Below are 21,148 nucleotides of genomic sequence, written 5' to 3'. Positions count from 1 at the left end.
CTACCAGTATATGTTCCTAGTGACACGCATCAAAAAAGGATGAATTTCCCACAGCAAACCAGTAAAAATGACTACACCTACGTAGGAAGGGCGCAGAAACTCAAGCAAATCAAGGGTTTGACGCTTTTGTATGATTGCCAAAAAAGGCATGATTGAGGTTCGAGATTTGATGGTTTCAAAGGATTCTCCAAAACGAGCCTGAAGTCGTCTGTCGCCGTGCCACACTCCGAACAGGTGGTGAAGTACCAAACCGATGGAAGTGACGAGGGTAAAGCTAGTGCCAATCCACAGGGTGTGGGCCACGCACCAAATCACTTGTCCCACCATTTGCGGGTGACGAGTGATGCGAATGATGCCAGTCTCGTAGAGGTGAACTTGGGGCTTTTGGACGGCGGCAATTTCTAGGAGGTTGAAAGTTGCTGGGTACAGAAACAGAAAGGAAATTGCCGAAAGTATCCAAACAGCAGGTTTAACTCCGGGTAATCCCTGTACTTGCCAAAGCTGTACGCCGTCGTAACGGTGGTTGAAAAAGTAGACAATCAGAATGACGGCTAGCGGCAAACTGACAAGGGCAAACAAAACGCGGTAAAGTCTCGGCCCGATCAGCTTTTCACCTTTGGGCCGGAGTGCTGCTAAACCGCTGTGGGCGATCGCAAAAACCAGTAATAAGCCCAGAATAACTAAGTGGGAGTCGAGCGCCAAGTCGATCGTCATTGCAAATATTAAGAAAAGTTATTGATTCTCGGCCAATTTGTGTCACAAAGTATCTATGGGAGCATTCAGCGGTTATCAGTCATCACTCATCAGTCATCAGTCATTAGTGACCCAATAGCAACTAAAGACCGCAGACAGAGGACGAGTACAACTGACTTTAAGGTTGCGTGTGTTGCAGCCAAATGACTGGCATCGAAGTCAACTCCGACTGTTGCACACCAAATCGAACCAGCTTGTCGATTGACCGCAGAGATTGACAGAAGACCCGCCCCTACACCTACTGACAATTTAGATATATGTCTGACCTTCCTTTCACTTTAGACCAGTTACGCATTCTCAAGGCGATCGCCTCTGAAGGAAGCTTCAAACGCGCCGCGGACAGCCTCTATGTATCCCAGCCAGCAGTTAGCTTGCAGGTGCAAAACTTAGAGAGACAATTGGACGTGCCACTGTTTGACCGGGGGGGGCGGCGGGCGCAACTAACCGAAGCCGGACACCTGCTGCTGAGTTACGGCGAGAAAATTTTATCGCTTTGCCAGGAAACTTGTCGAGCTCTGGAAGACTTGCAAAATCTCCAAGGCGGTACTTTGATCGTCGGCGCTTCTCAAACAACGGGAACCTATTTGCTGCCCCGGATGATTGGGATGTTTCGCCAAAAGTACCCAGATGTAGCAGTACAGCTTCACGTTCACTCGACCCGCCGCACGGCGTGGAGTGTGGCCAACGGGCAAATCGATTTGGCAATTGTTGGCGGAGAAATTCCTACCGAACTTGTAGAAGCTTTAGAAATTGTTCCTTACGCTGAGGACGAACTGGCTCTGATTCTTCCTCCATCTCACCCGATGGTACAACAAGAAACTATCCAAAAAGAAGACCTTTACAAATTGCAGTTTATATCCCTCGATTCGCAGTCTACGATCCGCAAAGTAATCGATCAGGTACTGACTCGCTGCGGCATTGACACGCGCCGCTTGAAAATAGAGATGGAACTAAATTCGATCGAAGCCATTAAAAATGCCGTTCAGTCGGGGCTGGGAGCTGCTTTTGTCTCGGTTTCGGCGATCGAAAAAGAGTTGCTCATGGGCGTCTTGCACAAATCTCAAATGGACGAAGTTTTGGTAACTCGCATTTTGTCGCTGATTTACAACCCCAACCGCTACCGTTCTAAAGCAGCAGAGGCTTTCAGCAATGAAATTTTGCCCCAGTTTGCTACTTATTCGACCATCCTGGAGAAGAAAGAACCCCCTGCCCTCGATTTGGGATTCATAGAAATAGCAACTCCCAATTCGGCGGGAAGTTAATCTCTTAGGTCGCTGGCAGTTAGCAGTTCGCGGTGAGTTGAGAAATCGAAATCTGGTTTAACCATCACTTTTTCTTCGTTCTTCCCTTTTCCTTCTTTCCTCTTCCTTCTTCCCTCTTCTTAGCAAACAAAAATGGAAGTTTACTGCACCCGCCCGGGCTGCCCGCGCCCTCAAAACTCTTTTCCCGACCTCGATGACAGTTCGCGGCTGAAAACGGTGCAGCAAAAGTTTTGCACCGCTTGCGGGATGCCCATGATTTTGAGGGGCCGCTATTTGCCCGTGAGGTTGTTGGGTCAAGGCGGTTTTGGGGCGGCGTTTTTGGCCAGAGACCGGGATACTCCGGCGATGCGGCAGTGCGTTGCTAAACTTTTGCAGCCGTCGGTAAGTCTGACTCCGCCCCAGCTAAAAATCGCTCAAACTCTGTTTGAACGGGAAGCGGCGGTGCTGGAAGAACTGGGAAACGAACATTCCCAAATTCCGAGTTTGCTGGCGTTTTTTGAGCTGACTGTTACGAGTTTGCAGCCGGGAAAAAACGATCAGTTTTTCTATCTGGTTCAAGAATTTATTGACGGTAAAAATTTGGAGGATGAACAGGCTGTTAAAGGCCGATTTTCGGAGGCGGAAACGGTGGAGGTGCTGCGGGAAATTTTGAAGGTTCTCGATTTTGTACACTCTCGCGGTTCGATTCACCGGGATATTAAACCTGCTAATATTATGCGGGGTAAAAACGGTCGGCTTTATTTATTAGATTTTGGGGCTGTTAAACAAGTAACACAAAGTGTTGGGAGTGCAAAAGCTTCGACTGGTATTTATTCTTTGGGTTACGCTCCCCCAGAACAGATGAGCGGGCAAGAAGTTTATCCGGCAACGGATTTGTATGCTTTGGCTGTGACTTGTATTACTTTGCTGAGTGGTTTGCAGCCGACGGAGCTTTTTGATAGTTATAGAAACGAATGGAATTGGCATTCGCGGGTGCAGGTAAGTTCGCGTTTGGCTCATGTTCTCGATCGAATGTTATTATCAGCTCCCAGCCAGCGGTTTCAATCTGCGAGTGAGGTGGAAGCGGCTCTGATGTCTGGGCCTCAACAACCTTCTCAACCACCTACAGTCGTGGTGGCGCCGCCTCCCATACCTCTTCAACCAACTCTGCCGCCTCATCCTGTACGGGTTCCTGCAACACCTCCCGGAGGGCTGCAACCTTCGCAGAGAGCGACTTTTTCGATTTGGGAGGTTTTGTCGGGGGCGGCGTTTACGGGTTTTGAGGCGGGGGTGCTGGCGATCGCCCTGACGAGTTTGCTGCCCTCTCCTGGCTTGAGTATCGGATTGTTGGGGATGATTGTGGCGGGTTTGATTTACGGCCAGTATCGCAGGGCGATCGAACAAACTGAGATGTTGATTATTGGCGCAGGTACTGTGGCTTTGCTGTGGTTTTTCCCGGTTTTACAGACGGCTGCAGGTGCGATTTATCCGAATTCTCCGATCACTGGCGTGTTGTTTGTGGGATGGTTAGGTGCTTTGGGTGCGATCGCTGGCACAGCTATTTTTAGATTGATTTATAAGCTGCTTTCAAACATTTTTTAATTTAATACCAATTCTCCTTTCCTCTTGCAACTATCATGAGTGTTGAGTTTGTTGACTGTCGCCCTGTATGCACCGGTGCGTCGCTGCGAGATTTTAGCTATGCGAGTAAGGAGTTATATCAAATCCGGTAGCATCGGAATTATTCCTCTCTGTATTCTCTCCCTCTGCGTTCTCTGCGCCCTCTGCGGTTAAATCATTCCGATACAACCGGAAACGATATTAAGGGTGGCGACGCACCCTACCAGCTACTGTTGCATAAAATTTGAGAATTAGTATAACTAAATCGATGCAAAATCAGAAGTTGATTAACCCGAATTGGGTCATTGCTTGGGGCCCAGAAGCCCGATCGCACCCTGCAACTTGGGCAACTTCCGGTTTTGCCATAATCGGAGCTCAACCCACCTTCAGCCCCAATCAGCGATTTGTGCTGGTAGGTGACTGCTGCTTCGATCGCACCCCAATGCTCAAACAACAGATTGATACCGAGGGATTGACCGATTTGGCGATCGTCGCGCGGCTATGGGAACAGTACGGTACTAAAACACTGAGCTTGCTCTCAGGACAATTTGCCCTTGCTGTGTGGGATCGAGACGAGCAAACCTTGTGTCTGGGGCGCGATCGCGTGGGAGCAAAAACCCTCTATTACACCCGTACAGGAACGACTCGCTGGATTGCGCCTCGACTGCGATCGCTCAATCCGTATCACGATCGAGAACTTGATTTAGTTGCTTTGCGCGACTACTTGTGCTGTGCATTTGTACCCGGAGCACAAACGCTGTGGGAAGCCGTGCGAGAGTTGCGGCCCGGTAGCTACCTGTACTTACCGGATATTGAGGCCCAGAGATACTGGCAGCCACAGGAGCAAATTACTAACGCCGATCGCCCTTTGGAATGGCATAGTCAACAAGTGCGATCGCTTTTGGAACAACTGGTGCAGGAAGCGCTACCAGCGGGCGAACCAGTCGCAGCATATCTTTCGGGTGGTATTGATTCAAGTTGCGTCGCGGCGATCGCCACAAGACTGCACGATCGCCCGGTGCACACTTTTTCGATGCACTTTGGCGCTCAATATCCCAGCGAGATTGAATTTGCCAACCTCGTTGCGGCACATTGCGGTACTGAGCACCATATTTTAGAGGTTTCGCCAAAGCAAATTTGGGAGTTGCTACCGGAAACGCTGGCGGCGATGGATGATCCGGTGGGGGAAGGCTTGACGGTTCCCAATTTGCTGTTGGGGCAATCGGCAAAGCAATTCGCAGACGTGGTACTCAATGGCGAAGGCGGCGATCCGTGCTTTGGCGGGCCGAAAAATAAGCCGATGTTACTCAACAGTTTGTATGGTTCGATTCAGGGTAAACCAGATCCGATCGCAGCTTACTTGACTTCGTTTCAAAAATGCTATGTGGATTTGCCGCGTTTGCTGAAGCCGGAGGTTTGGGAAAAGGTGAAGAATGCGCCTTCCGTCTTTGCTGAGGAATTGCAACAGACAGAAACGACGTTTTTGAATCGGCTGATGCGGCTCAACATTGAGTTTAAGGGAGCCGATTACATTTTGACCAAGGTGAATAATCTCACTGCTGCGGCGGGACTAAAAGCTCGATCGCCCCTATTCGATGCGCGGATGGTGGCGCTGAGTTTGCAAATCCCTCCAGAATACAAGCTTTCGGGGGCGCAGGAAAAAGCGGTTCTCAAGGCTGCTGTGGCGGATTTGCTGCCCGATGTCATTGTTAACCGTCCGAAAAGTGGCATGGTGATGTCGATGCAGCAGTGGTTTTTGAGGGATTGGCAGCGGCAAGCGCGATCGTTGTTGCTGAATCGTCATGCGGCGATCGCGCCTTATCTCGATCGAACACTAATCCGCGAGTGGCTAAACTATCGCGGCGAAGTTTTTCCCCGCTATGGGCTGAAGTTGTGGCTGCTGGTGACGCTGGAAATTTGGTTACAAGTTAATCGCCGTTAGTTACCCGAAATTAGGACACGGCGCTGTGCCTTTCGTCGTGTCAACTTCAGCAGTTGACGCCCCAATTTGTCGATCGACAATGGCATTTTCCCTATGCGGTTTTCGCTCTTGTTTATAGAACCGAATTAAACCGCAGAGGGCGCAGAGGATACAGAGAAACGGAAGAGACAGATGAATCATTCCGATGCCAACGGATTTGATATACAGTGTATTTCATAAACCTGGGATACGCTGTATATAGCCATCCTAAATCATTTGTCAATTTCTTGCTCCCTCCCCTTGGTAAGGGGAGGGTTGGGGTGGGGTAAAAAGTTTACGACTCCTGCAAGAATTGCTTTAGCTCTCCTGCGATGATTATGGGATGTTTGGTTTCAGGCTTTTTTAATTCGCCAACAGTCTATTGAAATCGCCCGCGATTCTTCAACCCACAAATTTAACAATTCGCATTTTTAACCCCCAATTTCAAGCACTATTTTACCGGTTACTGAGCCTGTTTCTAACAGTTCGTGAGCGGCTTGCGCTTCTTCGAGAGGGAAAGTTTTGCTGACGTGAATTTTTAGCAAGTTGCGATCGCACAAACGAGCACACTTCTGCAAAATATGAGCCTGCTGTTCCTGTTCCTCCACCAAACCTTCCAGCATTGGTGTCAACATTAATTCCAGACTAATTCGCAGATTCCGCATTCTCGCTGTTTTCAAATTGCCCAAAGCTGGATCGGGTTCCAAAATGGTTACTAAATCTCCATAAATCTTCACAGCCGGAATAGTTTGGTAAAAAGTTTCTCCCCCGACAGTATCGAAAGCCAAATCAACTCCTTGTCCTTGAGTCCAAGTCAAAACCTCATCGACAACATTGGTATTTTTGTATAAAATAACTGAATCTGCACCTAAGTGCTTGACAAAATTGGCTTTTTCCTCCGAACTAACAGTCGTGCAAACCTCTGCACCCTGCAACTTCGCCAACTGTACCGCGACGTGGCCGACACCGCCGGCACCAGCTTGAACCAGGACTTTTTGACCGGCTTGCAAGCGCCCTCGATCGTACAGCGATTCCCAAGCTGTAATTAAAACTAACGGTGCCGCCGCCGCCTCAGCAAAACTTAAAGCAGCAGGCTTGAGGGCGAGAAAACGTTGGTCTACAACGGCAAACTCGGCATAAGTACCGATCGACCCGCCCAAACCGCCATTGCAGAAAAAAACCTCGTCTCCCACTTGGAAACTTTGCACACCAGCACCGACAGCCTCTACGACTCCTGCACCGTCGCACCCCAAAACGTGAGGAGTTTTGTCCGGGTAAAAAGTGCCGCGCGATCGCAACTTAGTATCTATCGGATTGATACCCGCCGCTCGCAACCGCACCAAAACTTCAGTTTCTCTTTGTATAGTAGGGGCGGGGATATCTTGCAGTTTCAATACGGACGGGCTTCCGGGCGTTTCAAAAACGATTGCTTTCATCAGGGATATTAACTCTCTTGTCGCTTTCACCTGCAATCCTACCTTGTATGCGTTACTCATTCATGACCAAGAAACTGGGATACAAGCCCCGTCACTTCGGCGGAGTTTATCCGCCGAAGGGCTCAGTACATCGCCTTCTAGGACGGCTTTATCTTTATTTTCCTAATAAGCTCCCTGAATACATCGTTTTGCGTTCTATTCGTAAGCTTGCAATATTCCGCAAGTTTCTCATATTCTTCATCAGAACATCTAATAGTTAACTTTTTCATGCCGTCAATATGCCGTCAGTTATGCTAAGATAATAACATGAAAGCAAGATACCAGTACCGATTCTACCCAACCGACCAACAGCAACAGAGCTTAGCTCAGTTGTTTGGTTGTGTGCGAGTAGTGTGGAACGATGCTCTAGCGCTGTGCAAGCAATCAGAGAAAAAGCCCAAATCCGCAGAGCTTCAGAAAATAGTAATTACTCAGGCAAAGCAGACAATCGAAAGAGCTTGGTTGGGGGAAGTGTCAAACATTCCACTACAGCAGTCTGTAGCCGATTTAGAGACAGCATTTAAGAACTTTTTCGACTCCTGTAAGGGCAAGAGAAAGGGACGCAAGGTTGGTTATCCTAAGTTCAAAAAAAGGACTAGCAGCCAGTCGGCAAGACTTACTCGCGGTGGTTTTTCTTTTAAAGGCAATGGTGTCTATTTAGCCAAAATAGGAATCGTCAACCCTATATGGTCTAGGAAATTGCCGTCTAAACCTAGCTCTGTCACAGTAATCAAAGACTGTGCAAACCGCTATTTTTTGAGTTTTGTTGTAGAGCTTGGGCCAATTCAAATTGAGGCTAAGAGTCCAAGTATCGGAATTGACTTAGGGATTAAAACTTTTGCAGTAATGAGTAAGGGTGAAAAAGCTAAAAGTCCCAGTTATAAAAAGTTAGACCGAAAAGTTCGCCAACTCCAGCGCAAAGAGGCCCGTCAGCCCAAAGATTCTAAAAGAAGAAATGTAACTCGAATTAAAATTGCTAAACTACATAATCGCATTGCCGATACCCGTAAAGATTTCCTACACAAACTGTCAACCAAAATAGTCAACGAAAACCAAGTGATTATTCTGGAAGATTTGAACGTGTCAGGAATGCTAAAGAATCGGAAACTTTCAAGGGCAATTAGTCAGCAAGGATGGAGGGAGTTTAGAACTCTCTGTGAAGCCAAATCCGAAAAGTTTGGCAGAGAGTTTCAAGTAATTAGCAGGTGGGAACCTACCAGTCAAGTTTGTGCGGACTGTGGCTTTAAATGGGGTAAAATCGATTTGTCTATTCGTTCAGTGCTTTGCCTGAGTTGTGGTACTGAGCAAGACAGAGATAAAAACGCTTCTAGGAATATAGAACAAGTCGGGATGGGGAATCGCCACGACTCTAAACGGACGCAGAGGGATTGTCAGACTAGCAACGGTTAGCAGAACCCTGTGAAGCGTCAAGAATCACCGCACCTGATAGTCGGTGAGTATTTCAAGATACTTAGTTATTTTTAAATAGATTGGCTTCAGATAACTACAACAATTTTCGAGCGGTGTTAATCGATGTTCGATCTAAATTTATTTTTTTACTTTGAGATTTTTGCATATCTTCTGGGATTATCGGCGATTTTAGCCTTGGCGTCCGCGATTTATCTTAAGTGGCAGCCAATGCCCCCCCGTCTGCCGCCGGCCGAAGAGCAACGGCAGTTGCCACAATTAAACGATGATTTATCTGCCGGATTGAAAATTCGGAAAAACTTTGTGATTTTTCCCAACTCAAATCGGTTGCCGGCAACTGACAGCTTCTTGGGTAAAGTTTTAGGTATGGGTCGCGCTGTATTCTTGGCTAAGCAACAGCGCCTAAGTGTGAATTATTCGCCTATTCTGGGGCCTGGAAATAGCAAAACGCTAAGTCTGAGCATTGCGGGTTCGATGGGGCAAAATCCCGATCGCCCGAATGCCGAGAATCCTCCCAAAGTTACTGCTTCCGCGCAATTAGAGGAAGATTTACTGGGCGAAATCCTAGCAGGTACTGATTCGCCGGGGGGAGCAGAATTCTTTGATGCCTTAGTTTGCCACTTAGCCTCAGCACTCGGAGTTCGCACCGCCGTCGCTGCCAAATCGATTAAGTCGAAGGCACGCACCGATACTGCTGCCGATAGATTGCAACTTATCAGTTTTTGGAGCGACGGACAGCAGCAGCCAAATTTTGAGTGCGACACTGCCAATACTCCCGAAGCGCGGGTGCTGGAGGAGGGAATGTATTCCTGTCCAGACTACCTCGGGGAAACCTTTCCAGAAGACCGCAGACCGGTAGTTACGGGTGCGCGCAGTTTCCTGGGAGTCTTGCTGAAAAACTCTTACGGCGAACCTTTAGGGATTATTTGTATTTTTCACGATCGACCCCTGGTGGAAGCACATCTTGCCAAATTCCGATTAATTCTCAGTATCTTTGCTGGACGGGCGGCCGCTGAATTAGAGCGGCAGCGCCTAGAAGCAGCACTGTCTACTGTAGAAGCGAAATACTGTGCCCTGGTAGAACAAATGCCCGCTGTCACCTACATTTCTCCCCTCAACCGCAAGGCTGCCAAACTTTACATCAGCCCGCAAATTGAGACTTTTCTAGGTTATTCTGTAGCTGAATGGAGAGCAGATCCCGACCTGTGGCTGAAACTCGTTCACCCAGAAGACCGCGATCGCGTGTTAGTGGAAAACGCCACACAGAAATTCAGCGAGGGAGAAGATATCTTCTGCGAGGGGTCGCTGGTTTCAGAATACCGCGCGATCGCCCGCAACGGTCGAGTCGTCTGGTTCCGCGATCAAGCTACCGCAGTTCGCGATGAAGCAAGCAAGTCTGTCATCCTTCAAGGCGCAATGTTTGACATCACAGAGACTAAAGTAGCTGCCAGCGCGTTGCTAGAAAGCGAATATCGCTATTACACCTTGGCAAAAATACTGCCGGTCGGGATTTTCCGCGCCGATGCTGCTGGAGATTGCTTGTACGTCAATGAGCGATTTTTGGAGATGGCGGGACTGACTGCGCCAAAGGCACTCGGCGAAGGTTGGGCGCAAAGTTTGCATCCCGAAGACCGCGAGCGTGTTTTGAGCCAGTGGTATCGCGCTGTCATAGACAAGTTGCCATGTAAGTTAGAGTACCGCTTTTGCAACGGTGAGTTGACAACCTGGGTATTTTGGCAAGCAGTGCCAGAAATTACCAAAAGCGGGGAAGTTCTAGGCTATCTCGGCACGTTGACCGATATCACCGATCGCAAGCAGGCAGAATTCGCGCTGCAACAGGCCGAAGAGAAATACCGCAGTATTTTTGAAAATGCGATCGAAGGCATTTTCCAGACAACGCCCGACGGACGCTACCTCAGCGCTAACCCTGCTTTGGCGAGAATTTACGGCTATTCCTCGGCCGCCGACTTGATCGCGAACATACGCAACATCGACAGCCAACTCTACCTCGATCCCAACCGCCGTGTCGAGTTTTTGCGCGCGATCGAAAAACACGGTTTTGTGTCTGAGTTCGAGTCCCAAGTTTACCGCGCTGACGGCAGTACTATCTGGGTTTCCGAGAACGGCCGGGCAGTTCGCGATCCTGACGGAAATTTACTTTACTACGAAGGCACTGTCGAAGATATTACCCTCCGCAAAATAGCAGAAGATAAGTTGGTACACGATGCTTTGCACGATATGCTAACCGGTTTGCCCAACCGAGCTTTATTTATGGATCGCTTGGGGCACGCGATCGATCTTTCCAAACGCCGCCCCGAAATTTTGTTTGCGGTGCTGTTTATCGATCTCGATCGCTTTAAGGTTGTTAACGACAGTTTGGGGCATTTAGTGGGCGATCGGTTGCTCATCGCGATCGCGCAGCGCCTGGGAATCTGTTTGCGCGCTGGAGATACCGTTGCGCGTCTTGGTGGCGACGAATTCGCTATTTTGCTGGAAAATATCAAAAGCACCGAGGATGCGATCCAGATTGCCGAACGAGTGCAAGCGGAACTGGCAGAGCCTTTTTACCTTAACGAATATCAAGTTTTTACCAGTGCTAGCATTGGGATTGTTTGTTCTGGTTTGCCTCGATATCCAAGGGAAACTAGCAAACTGTCGAGTCCCGAAAATTTGGGAAATATCGATCGGGAAACTTCTTTGTCTGGCTTATCTTCCGACTCTCCTGTTCCCAATGTCCCGTTCCCAATGTTGTACGATCGGCCTGAAGAACTGCTCCGAGATGCAGATGCGGCCATGTATCATGCTAAGGGATTGGGCAAAGCTCGCCACGAAGTTTTTGACTTAAGTATGCACACTCGCGCCGTCGCCCTTTTGCAACTGGAAAACGACCTGCGACGCGCTTTAGACTCCCAGGAATTTCAGCTTTACTATCAGCCTATCGTCTCTCTTGTTACTGGTAGAATCAGCGGTTTTGAAGCGCTGCTGCGGTGGTATCACCCGCAGCGGGGTGTCGTAGCTCCTGGCGAGTTTATTTTAGTAGCTGAAGAAACTAGATTGATTATACCTATTGGCTGGTGGATGATGCGATCGGCTTGCCATCAGATCCACGAGTGGCACCAAAAATTCCCCGAAAATCCGCCGTTGACTGTCAGCGTCAACCTTTCTAACCAACAATTTAAACAACCGGATTTAATCGATCGCATTCGCGACATTTTACAAGAAACTCAGCTTGACCCCCGCACTTTAAAGGTAGAAATTACTGAAGGCGTCATCATGGAGAATGCCGAATCAGCAGTGGCTATCCTCGCGGAATTGAAAAATTTACAAATTCAATTATATATTGACGATTTCGGCACTGGCTATTCTTCTTTGAGCCGCCTGCACACTTTTCCAACTGATGCTTTAAAAATCGATCGAGCTTTTGTCAGCCGCATGACTGAAGATGAAGGCAACGAAGCGATTGTACAGACTATTTTAATTTTAGCCAGTCATTTAGGCATGGATGTAATTGCTGAAGGCATCGAAACCAGCGAACAGCTTAATTTACTTAGAGCGCTGCAATGCGAATACGGACAAGGATACTTTTTCTCAAAGCCGATAGACAGCATCGCAGCCACACTTTTAATAGAAAGTCAACCCCAATGGTAAGGATCGCGAATTAAATAACTTACAATTTTAATTGTTATTGTGGAAGTTATTTAATTCTCATTCCTAATTAGTCAGGAGTCGTTAGTCATTGGTCATCAGCCATTGGTAATTGGTAGTTGGTAATAAGAAGTCGAAAGTTAAAAGTTAAAACATTCCTTCTGACTAATGACTAATGACTAATGACTAATGACTAATGACTTAAACTTTCGCTTCCAAGGACTTGAGAAACTCAGTATTTACCCCCGACTCGCGCGTCAGGGCAATTTTCCCAGTACGAGCAATTTCCTTAATCCCAAATCTATTCAGCACCTGGACGATCGCCACCATTTTACCGGGATCTCCGACAACTTCCAATGTCAGCGTATCATCACCAATATCCACCACTCGCGCTCTAAAAATTTGAGCTAACTCAATGATCTCCGATCGCGTCCCGCTAGCAGCATTAACTTTCAGCAACATCAACTCCCGTTCCACACAGGGAATTTCCGTTATATCCTGAACTTTAAGCACGTTAATCAACTTGTACAGTTGCTTTGTCAACTGCTCAATAACTTGGTCATCTCCGGGTACAACCATCGTAATCCGAGACACTCCCCCTTGTTCCGCCGGGCCAACGGCCAGACTTTCAATATTAAAACCCCGACGGGCAAACAAACCAGCAATTCGAGTGAGGACACCCGCTTCATCTTCAACTAAAACCGAAAGAGTGTGTTTCATCAGAAAATTGGGTAGAAACCTCGTCCTTTTAGGACGGCTTTATATTACAATATAATTGGTCAACGACCCACCCGAGACGATGGATCAAACAGCCTATACGAGCGAAGTTCAGCCCGAGGTGCTGGCGGCGAAGCAAAATCGGTAGACCGGTTCAAGAGGATAGGGCAATGGTAAACATCCCTAGAATCAAAACGAAGAAGAATTCCGTTTGGTATTCGACACATAAAAACCGCTTTCTCTTGCGGGGTTAGTCTGTGGAGCGAACATAAGACCAAATCTCTTTTAGGGTGGAGGCAGTTGCGAAGAAGCAGAAATTCAAATCGTGAGGTTTGGGAATCCCCGTCCGCGACGGTCGGGGTGGATGTCAATTCTCCAAAAAGACGCATTTCGTGCAATTCTACTTTCGCCCATTCGCCTGAGACCAGAAATGCACGCCCATTCAACCTGCCTTAGACATTTTATCGCGAGTTACTGGCCGTTCCTTTCCAGGAAAAAACAATATATTAAGCTGTCGGGGCGCCTAGTAACGCCCGATCGACAATATCACTCATAGATCGGCGTAAATCCGCCCCCACCCGCTTATTTTTGTCGATCGCACGCACATGATCTAAGTTTTTTTGTGTACGAACCTACACAATTACTTGAGCGAATAAAAACTTGAAAGGTCGGGCGGCCCACTGGGACTGAAATTTTGAGACCAATTGGTCTCAAAATTCCTTCAGAGAAAAACCCGGTGTTGCAGAGATGGCATCTGGCGGCGGACTTGTTCTAGTCGATCGGGATTAATTTCTGCAATTGCCACACCCGGTTCGTCTCCAGCATCCGCCAAAACGGCACCCCAAGGGTCTACAATCATCGCGTGACCGTGTGTTTGACGGCGGCCGTAGTGGTGTCCAGTCTGTGCAGGTGCGATCGTATAACAAGTATTCTCGATCGCCCTAGCTTGCAACAAAACCTTCCAGTGATCCTTGCCAGTGTAAGCAGTAAACGCCGCCGGCACGAACAAAATATCAGCCCCCTTGTACGACAAATGCCTGTACACCTCCGGGAACCGCACGTCGTAGCACACCGAAAGTCCTAGGGTGCCCAAATCCGGCGACACATAAACAGGGGGCAAATCTTCACCAGCTTTCACAGTGTTCGATTCCCTGTAAGTAATGCCGTCTGGCACATTCACATCAAACAAATGTACTTTTCTGTACCTTGCCACTTCAGTGCCGTTTGGGTCTACCAGCAAACAAGTATTGTATACCTTCCCCCCGGTCGTCGGCACTGGAAATCCGCCGCCCAGAATCGTTACCTGGAACCGCTGGGCCATCGTTTTGAGGAATTTTTCGCTTTGGATGCCGATCGCCTCTGCTGAAGCAATCTTTTCCTCCTCTTCGCCCATAAACGAGAAATTTTCTGGTAAGGAAACTAACTCCGCACCCCGACGCACTGCCAGGTCGATTAATTCCTCTGCCTGAACCAAATTTTTTTGCAGGTCAGGCAAGCTAGTCATTTGAATTGCTGCGGCGAGATAAGACTTCATCGATTCAAAATATTAGTCAATAGTCAATAGTCAATAGTCATTAGTCATTAGTCATTAGCCATTGGGAACTAATTTGATAACTAAATAGTTTAGATCCTTGGGTTTTACCCATCTCGGCGCTGGTTTTGCCCGAACTGGTATGGTTTGAGAGTTTTGATATTTGAGTTTTAAATTAGCCTGTAACTCATCACTCAAAACTCAAAACTCTCAACTTTTTACTCCTAGGTTTTGTAACCTAATTTCCTTCAAATCTTACGGCATCGGATGGAAAAGCAGGTCGGGGAAAAAGCGGTTAAATTCAATTAAAGCCGCAGCTTGAATAGATATCCAAAGGATAGCCAATACTGGTGCTGTCGAAAGAAACTTGACAAAGTATTGCATGAATTCTGCTCCTGAAAATTCCAGACAGTTGGTAATTGCCGATCGGTCTAGCGCGCTAATTGCTATTTTCTAGTTAACTACTTAACTGTTAGCTATTAGCTCTTCTCCATTTCCCAATTTTAGCGGGGGGAAACAGTAATTTCGTCGTCCTTCGCAAACATTTCACCGCTGGTGATTGATGTGAGAGCTGCCAGAGGCCATAAAACGCCGCTCAGCATACATTTGATTGCCAAAGGAACGTCGATAATAATCTCTTTTTCCTCTGGGGTTGCTGATTTCTTGGTAACTTGCAGATAAGAACGGCCCACCCAACCAATCCAACCTGCGATATACAAGAACAGTATGCTAGGAATCAAAAAGTCCCCTGCTTTGCTCAAGTTGCCGTCTACGATTAAGTGCGGGTATCCTTCCGGGCCGCACATAGCTTGAGAATAGCGATCGAATCTTGCTTTCGCAGATGCGGGGTCGCCATTGGTTGAACGTGCATTTTTAGCCAGTTCCTTGAATTCGGGAGAGTCCTTGCACGGCACTAAATTGTAAGCCGAAGCAACTGGAGCAAAACTGATCCAGACACTCAACACTAAAATTGCAGCAAACAATCGTCGCATGGAATTGTTTCCTTTTGTTACAAAACAATAAGTTTTTGTACAAGCATTTCAACTTGCCGATCTGGAATCCAGATTACCGTGTTTGTTGACAGTGTAAAGTATCCATCATTGATGTGGCAAAGTCCAATAGAATGAGGGATTCCCGTTCTCATAGGTCAATGCTGAGCTAGCAATACCGCGAGGATATTCCTTCATTGCATCCGATGATGGTCTTACCTGTCGATCGGGCAAAAATCCCTTAACAATAACCTGAGTACAGGTAGAGCGGGGGACTTGCGCCGAATTAGTTAAGCTAGCAATAACTAACCTATCAAATAAAATTAGCAGTTAATGGCAACCATTTTCGCAATCGAAACAAGTTGTGACGAAACAGCAGCAGCAATTGTTAAGAATCGTCAAGTTTGCAGCAATGTTGTAGCATCGCAAATTAAAATCCACCAGCAGTTTGGCGGGGTAGTACCGGAAGTCGCTTCGCGGAGTCACCTAGAAATGCTCAATCAGGTAATTGCCCAGTGTCTCGGTGAAGCAAACCTGAGTTGGTCAGAAATTGACGGCATTGCAGCGACTTGTGCCCCCGGTTTAGTAGGTGCATTGTTAGTCGGGCTGACAGCGGCGAAAAGCTTGGCAATAGTCCATCAAAAACCTTTTTTAGGCGTCCATCACCTCGAAGGACACATCTACGCTTCTTACCTTACCGAACCCGACTTGCAGCCACCGTTTTTGTGTTTGTTAGTTTCCGGGGGCCACACTAGCTTTATTTACGTCAAAGATTGCGGCGTTTATGAAACAGTAGGACACACACGCGACGACGCCGCAGGCGAAGCTTTTGATAAAGTCGCGAGACTGTTGCAGCTAGGATATCCCGGCGGGCCGCTGATTGACAAATTGGCCGCCCTTGGCAATCCCCAAGCATACCCTCTACCAGAAGGCAGAATTTCCTTGCCCGGTGGTGGCTACCATCCTTACGACAGTAGTTTTAGCGGGTTGAAAACTGCTGTTTTGCAATTAGTGCAGAAACTCAAGAAACAAAATAACAATGTGGGTGAGGAAGGCATCTTGACTGCCTCTACAATTAATGATATTGCGGCCAGCTTTCAGGAAACTGTAGCTAAGGGTTTAACAAAAAGAGCGATCGACTGTGCCGTAAATTTCGGGCTTACCACTATTGTAGTCGGCGGCGGAGTTGCAGCAAACAGCGGACTGCGAAAACACTTACAAGCAGCAGCAGCCAAACACAACTTGCGGGTATTGTTTCCGCCATTAAAATATTGTACAGACAACGCAGCAATGATCGGCTGTGCGGCGGCAGAACACTTGCAGCGAGGACACACATCACCACTCACTTTGGGAGCAAATTCAAGAATGGCTGTCAGCGATATTATGGAACTGTACAAGAGTCATTAGTCATTAGTTGTTAGTCATTAGTTATTAGTCATTAGTTATTAGTCATTAGTTAACAGTCATATCATATCCGATCGAGTGACCGCGATTAAAAGGGCGGGTTTTTGAGATTGTCAATTATTGGCAGATGTTTTTCGTGAACCCGCCCCTACCGTATTAAGGGTAATCGACAGGACATAATATCATTAGTTAACAGTTAACAGTCAACAGTCAACAGTCAACAGTCAACCCAACGATGAAAATCCGATCCGCAAAAGAAAGCGATTTGCCAGCAATTGTCCAAATATATAACGCAGCAATACCGGGCAGAATGGCCACAGCCGATTTAAAACCAGTCTCAGTCGAAAGCCGCCTCCCGTGGTACAGAGAACACTCCCCAAATTCCTGGCCGATTTGGGTAATGGAATCAGAACAAAATATTGTTGGTTGGCTGAGTTTGCAGATTTTCTACGGACGCGCTGCCTATCAGCATACAGCAGAAGTTAGCATCTACGTCGCACCCGATCGCCAACGCTGCGGAATCGGACAAAAATTATTGCAATCGGCAATTGTGCGGAGTCCAGAATTGAAGCTAAAAACTCTCATAGGAATAATTTTTGCTCACAATCAGCCGAGTGTAAGATTGTTTGAGAAATTTGGCTTTCAGCGGTGGGGATATCTGCCGCAAGTTGCCGAACTTGACGGCGTTGAAAGAGATGTCGTAATTCTGGGTTTGCGTTGTCTTTAGGGAAACGGCAATGCCCATTGGTGTCAGCTTAAACTGTCAGTCCGCCCAATCATTCCGTCCGCCCGTCAGTCCGCCAGGGAATGAATTCCCTGTCTAATAGCGAAAGTCCTCTTAAGAGGACTAATGAATCTTAAATTTTTCTTCTCAGTCCTCTTAAGAGGACTTTCGCTTTGAGGCAGGGGTTGAAACCCCTGCCGGAGTATCGGTTGTACGTTAAGTTGTCACCAATGGGCATTGCCGTGTCCTAATTTGGAGGAAACGGCAACACCTTGTCTTGATTTGTAGGGAAACGGCAATGCCGTGTCCTAATTTGGAGGAAACGGCATTGCCGTTTCCCTGGCTCAATCTGGTAAAATTGTAATTTCATCCAAAGATGCGATCGCCACATCAGCATTTTCCAAATGACTAACCTGGGCCTTTCCCCAACAAATCCCGATACAGCCAGCCGCGCCCGCATTTTTACCCATCTGAATATCGCCCGCTGAATCTCCCACCATCAAAGTTGCTGCGGGATTTACTCCGAGTTTCTCACAAGCTTGCAAAAACAATTTCGGGTCTGGTTTATGAAGCGTTGAATCAACTCCCATTTCTAACTGAATGTAGTCAGCTAATGCGTGGTGTTTCACAAACTTCTGCACCGATTCTGTTGTAGCAGCCGAAAGAATTCCCAGTTTTAAACCCGCTTCCGAAAGATATTTCAGCACTTCCAAACTGCCGACAAATAAAGGAGAAACTGCACTATTTTTAAACATTTCGTCAGCTTCATCAAAAGCGCGACGCGCAATAGTTAAAGATTCTAGCCATCCCCTGCCGGTTTCGGCGATGTATCCCGCCGCCACAATCTCATTTTCCCTACGACTACCGACGGCCAGCAAGCCTGTGGGGTCGATGCTGCCACCTTCGATGCCGAAAGCCATTTGTAAAGGCTCTCCAACGCCCGGAATTTGAGCGTCTGCGAGGCGCGATCGCTTAATCCCCAACAATCTCAAAAATTCTTGAGAATCCTCTAGAGTGCCGTCTTTGTCAAAGATTACGGCTTGGATATTCGAGAAGGTAATGCCCCGACATTTAATAGTTACCAAGAATCTGAACTCCGTAATATTTATATCAGGACACAACAATGTTGTGTCCCTACAATATCATGTGCGATCGATTAACCATAATACAATACGCTTGGGTTAGTTTGATACTCCCCACCGATGAATCGGGGGGATTCTTGACGTATTCCATAAAAGAACTTTCAAAGGCGTTATCAAGGCACCTCTACCCACTCAGCTTGAACGAGTCCAAACCTTGCGTATACTTTTAGCTTTTTATACTTTCAGAGTCCATCGCAACGCCAGATAGGTACGCTCAATAATTCACTGTTACTTGTTTGGTCAGGCTACGGTCAAGCCGAGACGAACCAACTCAGGAGTTTCACCTTATTAAATTATTTCAACACGTAGATGGTTATTCTTAATCGATGTAATTAGTGTATCATTTCAATTAAATTTGTGCAATTATTTTAAGGCGACTAAATAAGTCGCAGCCACGTTCCTCCCCATGTCTAAAGCCAGGGGCTTCCCGCTCGTTTTTCGGTGAAAAAAACCGATCGTGCGTAGGTTGGGCCCGTGAAACGGAGGGTGCGCTACGCTCGGAGCCCACCTACAGAAGAGTATTGAACCATAACATGGCGGCCGGGGCGGGTTTTTGAGATTGTCAATTATTGGCAGGTATTGTTGGTGAACCCGCCCCTACGAAAATCGCGCTCGATGACCGGAGATCATATCAGTGGCCGAGGCGGGTTTTTGAGATTGTCAATTATTGGCAGGTATTGTTGGTGAACCCTTCGACTACACTCAGGGCATCGCCCGCCCCTCCAAGAATCACGCTCAATTGACATGATTTCTGTAGGGGCGGGTTCACCCTGATCTTCAACACAAATCCCAAATTCAATAAACCCGCCCCGGCCGGATATTACGATCGATCGACCGGACATGATATCATACAAAATATTTAACTACCAGCCGGGAAGTCCCTCGGTATATTTAGAGGGGATTAATCTGAGCGCTGCGCGAAGTACCCCGAATAAATTACGCCCGCGTGATGAAAGGCTCGTCGGGTGTAGGTACGGAAACCGACAATTAGACATTGCGAGTACCTTTAACTTTGATGTACTTCCTAGATATTAAAACAAAAGAAATGGTATATTAAGGTAGGTCGAAAAAAGAAGCTAAAAATGCAACTCACTTACAAATACCGCCTCAAACCAACCAAGCCCCAACTATCAACTATTGTGGCTCATTTAGAACTCTGCCGTCGGCAGTACAACTACCGAATCGGCGAAAGATTTAGGTGGTGGGAAACCACGAGAACACCTATCAACGCCTGCCCATTGATTGTTTCGATAGTCCCTGTTGAGGAGATTTATCGAAATATTCCCTTGACTAGATTGCAAACTAGGGATGGCAGAAAAAAGGATGAGTCAGGCAATCCTCTAACCAGGAAAGGTGATGTTTTCTCAAACATTGAAGGCGGATATGTACAGTGGCAGACGATACAATTAGCTGACCTGAAAAACACTAAAAAACTATTTCCTGACTACAAAGCGTTGGATTCTCAGGTTTTGCAAGATGTCGTCAACAGAGTTGAAACTTCCTTTTCAAATTTCACCACGCCCGATAAAAACGGCAATCGTAGAGGTCAGCCCAGATTCAAAGGGCTTCACTACTACAAATCCTTCACTTATCCTCAACTAGATAACTTAGATATTGTCAAGGACGAGCAAGATAGGATTTGTATTAGTCTCGCCAAAATAGGTAAGCGTGCCTATGGTTTTCCACCGTCCAATACCAACAAAGTTCAAAGTTAAGACGGGTACAGTTATCAGAGAAGCGGATGGGTGGTATATTTCCCTGACGCTAGAAGATAAAACGGTTCCCGTAACGGTTGCAGAAATTCAGCCGACGGTCGAAAATACTGTTGGCATTGATTTGGGAGTCACTAATTACGTCTATCTTTCCAATGGCGAAAGAGTTGAGAATCCTAGATTTTTGAGGAAATCGGCTCAGAAATTAGCAAGGCTTCAAGCGAAGTTAGCTAATAGAGTCAAGGGTTCTCAACCTTGGAAAATAATCAAGGACAAGGTTTCCCAACTCCATCAGTTCGTAGCTAGAGCTAGATTAGATTTTCAATTTAAAACTGCACATGAGCTACTTAGCAAGTGTGAGGTTTTAGTTGTTGAAGATTTGAGCGTCAAAAATCTAACTAGACGTGCCAAGCCCAAGACTGATATTGAGAATGGTAATTTGGTTTATTTGCCTAACGGTCAGTCAGCTAAGAGTGGTTTGAATAAATCCATGCTTGATGCTGCTCACGGGCAATTCGCCAACGTTCTGAAATATGTCGCCTGGAAACTAGGTAAAAGTGTTTTATTTGTTGATCCAAAGGGAACTTCCCAGCACTGTTGGAACTGCCTCAACAAAGTCCCGAAAGAATTATCGGAACGGTGGCATTCTTGTCAATGTGGAGAATCTTTGGATCGAGATGAAAATTCAGCCAAACTCATAAGAAAAATTGGTCTGAGTTACAAAAGTGGCGGGGGAACTCCGTCACTCAAAAAAGCCTTTGAAAAAAAGGAAAAAGAAGCCTGCGGTCTAACTGTACTCAGTTGACC

At 47.1% G+C, this 21,148-nt stretch carries 17 protein-coding genes; 9 read left to right on the top strand and 8 right to left on the bottom strand.

Annotation, left to right across the window (positions count from 1 at the left end):
* Complete coding sequence (locus QT973_RS13315) at positions 1 to 714, bottom strand: NnrU family protein (RefSeq protein WP_333054397.1); 714 nt, start codon at positions 712 to 714, stop codon at positions 1 to 3.
* Positions 715 to 1,010: 296 nt separating this feature from the next.
* Here QT973_RS13315 and QT973_RS13310 point away from each other — a divergent pair, with 296 nt between their 5' ends.
* The 3 genes from QT973_RS13310 (at position 1,011) to QT973_RS13300 (ending at position 5,556) form a co-directional block, all read left to right on the top strand.
* Positions 1,011 to 2,015 carry a LysR family transcriptional regulator gene (locus QT973_RS13310; protein WP_015174889.1) on the top strand — a complete coding sequence of 335 codons (1,005 nt, stop codon included), beginning with the start codon at positions 1,011 to 1,013 and terminating at the stop codon, positions 2,013 to 2,015.
* Positions 2,016 to 2,147: 132 nt separating this feature from the next.
* Positions 2,148 to 3,596, top strand: a complete 1,449-nt coding sequence (locus QT973_RS13305; RefSeq protein ID WP_333209225.1) for a serine/threonine-protein kinase — start codon at positions 2,148 to 2,150, stop codon at positions 3,594 to 3,596.
* 286 nt (positions 3,597 to 3,882) lie between these two features.
* Positions 3,883 to 5,556: an asparagine synthase-related protein gene (locus tag QT973_RS13300; protein ID WP_333391489.1), complete on the top strand. Its 1,674-nt coding sequence runs from the start codon at positions 3,883 to 3,885 to the stop codon at positions 5,554 to 5,556.
* A 449-nt stretch (positions 5,557 to 6,005) separates the two neighbouring features.
* Here the strand turns inward: QT973_RS13300 and QT973_RS13295 are convergent, their stop codons facing one another.
* Both QT973_RS13295 and QT973_RS27045 read right to left on the bottom strand, forming a co-directional pair.
* Positions 6,006 to 7,010: a zinc-dependent alcohol dehydrogenase family protein gene (locus QT973_RS13295; RefSeq protein WP_333273891.1), complete on the bottom strand. Its 1,005-nt coding sequence runs from the start codon at positions 7,008 to 7,010 to the stop codon at positions 6,006 to 6,008.
* Positions 7,011 to 7,147: 137 nt separating this feature from the next.
* Positions 7,148 to 7,279, bottom strand: coding sequence for a ribbon-helix-helix protein, CopG family (locus QT973_RS27045; protein WP_445243008.1), 132 nt, complete (start codon positions 7,277 to 7,279; stop codon positions 7,148 to 7,150).
* Between the two features lie 37 nt (positions 7,280 to 7,316).
* Between QT973_RS27045 and QT973_RS13290 the strand changes: the two genes are divergently transcribed.
* A complete protein-coding gene (locus tag QT973_RS13290) occupies positions 7,317 to 8,459 on the top strand; it encodes a transposase (RefSeq protein WP_333054402.1) in 1,143 nt (380 codons plus the stop codon).
* Positions 8,460 to 8,687: 228 nt separating this feature from the next.
* Positions 8,688 to 12,125: an EAL domain-containing protein gene (locus tag QT973_RS13285; protein WP_333374155.1), complete on the top strand. Its 3,438-nt coding sequence runs from the start codon at positions 8,688 to 8,690 to the stop codon at positions 12,123 to 12,125.
* A 198-nt stretch (positions 12,126 to 12,323) separates the two neighbouring features.
* Here the strand turns inward: QT973_RS13285 and ilvN are convergent, their stop codons facing one another.
* The 4 genes from ilvN to QT973_RS13265 form a co-directional block, all read right to left on the bottom strand.
* A complete protein-coding gene (ilvN, locus tag QT973_RS13280; protein WP_333054405.1) occupies positions 12,324 to 12,842 on the bottom strand; it encodes an acetolactate synthase small subunit in 519 nt (172 codons plus the stop codon).
* Between the two features lie 718 nt (positions 12,843 to 13,560).
* Positions 13,561 to 14,373, bottom strand: coding sequence for a carbon-nitrogen hydrolase family protein (locus QT973_RS13275; RefSeq protein WP_333054406.1), 813 nt, complete (start codon positions 14,371 to 14,373; stop codon positions 13,561 to 13,563).
* A gap of 252 nt (positions 14,374 to 14,625) precedes the next feature.
* Entirely contained in the window at positions 14,626 to 14,754 is a 129-nt protein-coding gene (gene psaJ / locus QT973_RS13270; RefSeq protein ID WP_333037175.1) for a photosystem I reaction center subunit IX, read from the bottom strand.
* A gap of 119 nt (positions 14,755 to 14,873) precedes the next feature.
* Positions 14,874 to 15,362, bottom strand: a complete 489-nt coding sequence (locus tag QT973_RS13265; protein ID WP_333037176.1) for a Photosystem I reaction center subunit III — start codon at positions 15,360 to 15,362, stop codon at positions 14,874 to 14,876.
* Positions 15,363 to 15,692: 330 nt separating this feature from the next.
* Here QT973_RS13265 and tsaD point away from each other — a divergent pair, with 330 nt between their 5' ends.
* Together tsaD and QT973_RS13255 are read left to right on the top strand one after the other, a co-directional pair.
* On the top strand, positions 15,693 to 16,766 hold the full coding sequence (tsaD, locus tag QT973_RS13260; protein ID WP_333054408.1) for a tRNA (adenosine(37)-N6)-threonylcarbamoyltransferase complex transferase subunit TsaD: 1,074 nt from the start codon (positions 15,693 to 15,695) through the stop codon (positions 16,764 to 16,766).
* Positions 16,767 to 16,998: 232 nt separating this feature from the next.
* A complete protein-coding gene (locus QT973_RS13255; RefSeq protein ID WP_333054409.1) occupies positions 16,999 to 17,490 on the top strand; it encodes an N-acetyltransferase family protein in 492 nt (163 codons plus the stop codon).
* A gap of 341 nt (positions 17,491 to 17,831) precedes the next feature.
* Here the strand turns inward: QT973_RS13255 and QT973_RS13250 are convergent, their stop codons facing one another.
* Positions 17,832 to 18,572 (bottom strand): HAD family hydrolase, encoded by a 741-nt coding sequence (locus QT973_RS13250; RefSeq protein WP_333054410.1) that lies wholly within the window; start codon positions 18,570 to 18,572, stop codon positions 17,832 to 17,834.
* Positions 18,573 to 19,711: 1,139 nt separating this feature from the next.
* Between QT973_RS13250 and QT973_RS13245 the strand changes: the two genes are divergently transcribed.
* Both QT973_RS13245 and QT973_RS13240 read left to right on the top strand, forming a co-directional pair.
* On the top strand, positions 19,712 to 20,344 hold the full coding sequence (locus QT973_RS13245; RefSeq protein ID WP_333051457.1) for a helix-turn-helix domain-containing protein: 633 nt from the start codon (positions 19,712 to 19,714) through the stop codon (positions 20,342 to 20,344).
* Positions 20,304 to 21,146 carry a transposase gene (locus QT973_RS13240; RefSeq protein WP_333051458.1) on the top strand — a complete coding sequence of 281 codons (843 nt, stop codon included), beginning with the start codon at positions 20,304 to 20,306 and terminating at the stop codon, positions 21,144 to 21,146. The genes QT973_RS13245 and QT973_RS13240 overlap by 41 nt, the downstream gene beginning before the upstream one ends.
* The last annotated feature ends 2 nt before the right edge of the window (positions 21,147 to 21,148 follow it).

Source organism: Microcoleus sp. Z1_A1, assembly GCF_036700305.1.
In the GTDB taxonomy this organism is placed as follows: domain Bacteria; phylum Cyanobacteriota; class Cyanobacteriia; order Cyanobacteriales; family Microcoleaceae; genus Microcoleus.
This window is presented reverse-complemented; position numbering and strand designations above follow the sequence as displayed.

Coding starts and splice junctions, on each gene's coding strand:
- QT973_RS13315 (WP_333054397.1), bottom strand. CDS start 714: ATGACGATCGACTTGGCGCTCGACTCCCACTTAGTTATTCTGGGCTTA.
- QT973_RS13310 (WP_015174889.1), top strand. CDS start 1,011: ATGTCTGACCTTCCTTTCACTTTAGACCAGTTACGCATTCTCAAGGCG.
- QT973_RS13305 (WP_333209225.1), top strand. CDS start 2,148: ATGGAAGTTTACTGCACCCGCCCGGGCTGCCCGCGCCCTCAAAACTCT.
- QT973_RS13300 (WP_333391489.1), top strand. CDS start 3,883: ATGCAAAATCAGAAGTTGATTAACCCGAATTGGGTCATTGCTTGGGGC.
- QT973_RS13295 (WP_333273891.1), bottom strand. CDS start 7,010: ATGAAAGCAATCGTTTTTGAAACGCCCGGAAGCCCGTCCGTATTGAAA.
- QT973_RS27045 (WP_445243008.1), bottom strand. CDS start 7,279: ATGAAAAAGTTAACTATTAGATGTTCTGATGAAGAATATGAGAAACTT.
- QT973_RS13290 (WP_333054402.1), top strand. CDS start 7,317: ATGAAAGCAAGATACCAGTACCGATTCTACCCAACCGACCAACAGCAA.
- QT973_RS13285 (WP_333374155.1), top strand. CDS start 8,688: ATGCCCCCCCGTCTGCCGCCGGCCGAAGAGCAACGGCAGTTGCCACAA.
- ilvN (WP_333054405.1), bottom strand. CDS start 12,842: ATGAAACACACTCTTTCGGTTTTAGTTGAAGATGAAGCGGGTGTCCTC.
- QT973_RS13275 (WP_333054406.1), bottom strand. CDS start 14,373: ATGAAGTCTTATCTCGCCGCAGCAATTCAAATGACTAGCTTGCCTGAC.
- psaJ (WP_333037175.1), bottom strand. CDS start 14,754: ATGCAATACTTTGTCAAGTTTCTTTCGACAGCACCAGTATTGGCTATC.
- QT973_RS13265 (WP_333037176.1), bottom strand. CDS start 15,362: ATGCGACGATTGTTTGCTGCAATTTTAGTGTTGAGTGTCTGGATCAGT.
- tsaD (WP_333054408.1), top strand. CDS start 15,693: ATGGCAACCATTTTCGCAATCGAAACAAGTTGTGACGAAACAGCAGCA.
- QT973_RS13255 (WP_333054409.1), top strand. CDS start 16,999: ATGAAAATCCGATCCGCAAAAGAAAGCGATTTGCCAGCAATTGTCCAA.
- QT973_RS13245 (WP_333051457.1), top strand. CDS start 19,712: ATGCAACTCACTTACAAATACCGCCTCAAACCAACCAAGCCCCAACTA.
- QT973_RS13240 (WP_333051458.1), top strand. CDS start 20,304: ATGGTTTTCCACCGTCCAATACCAACAAAGTTCAAAGTTAAGACGGGT.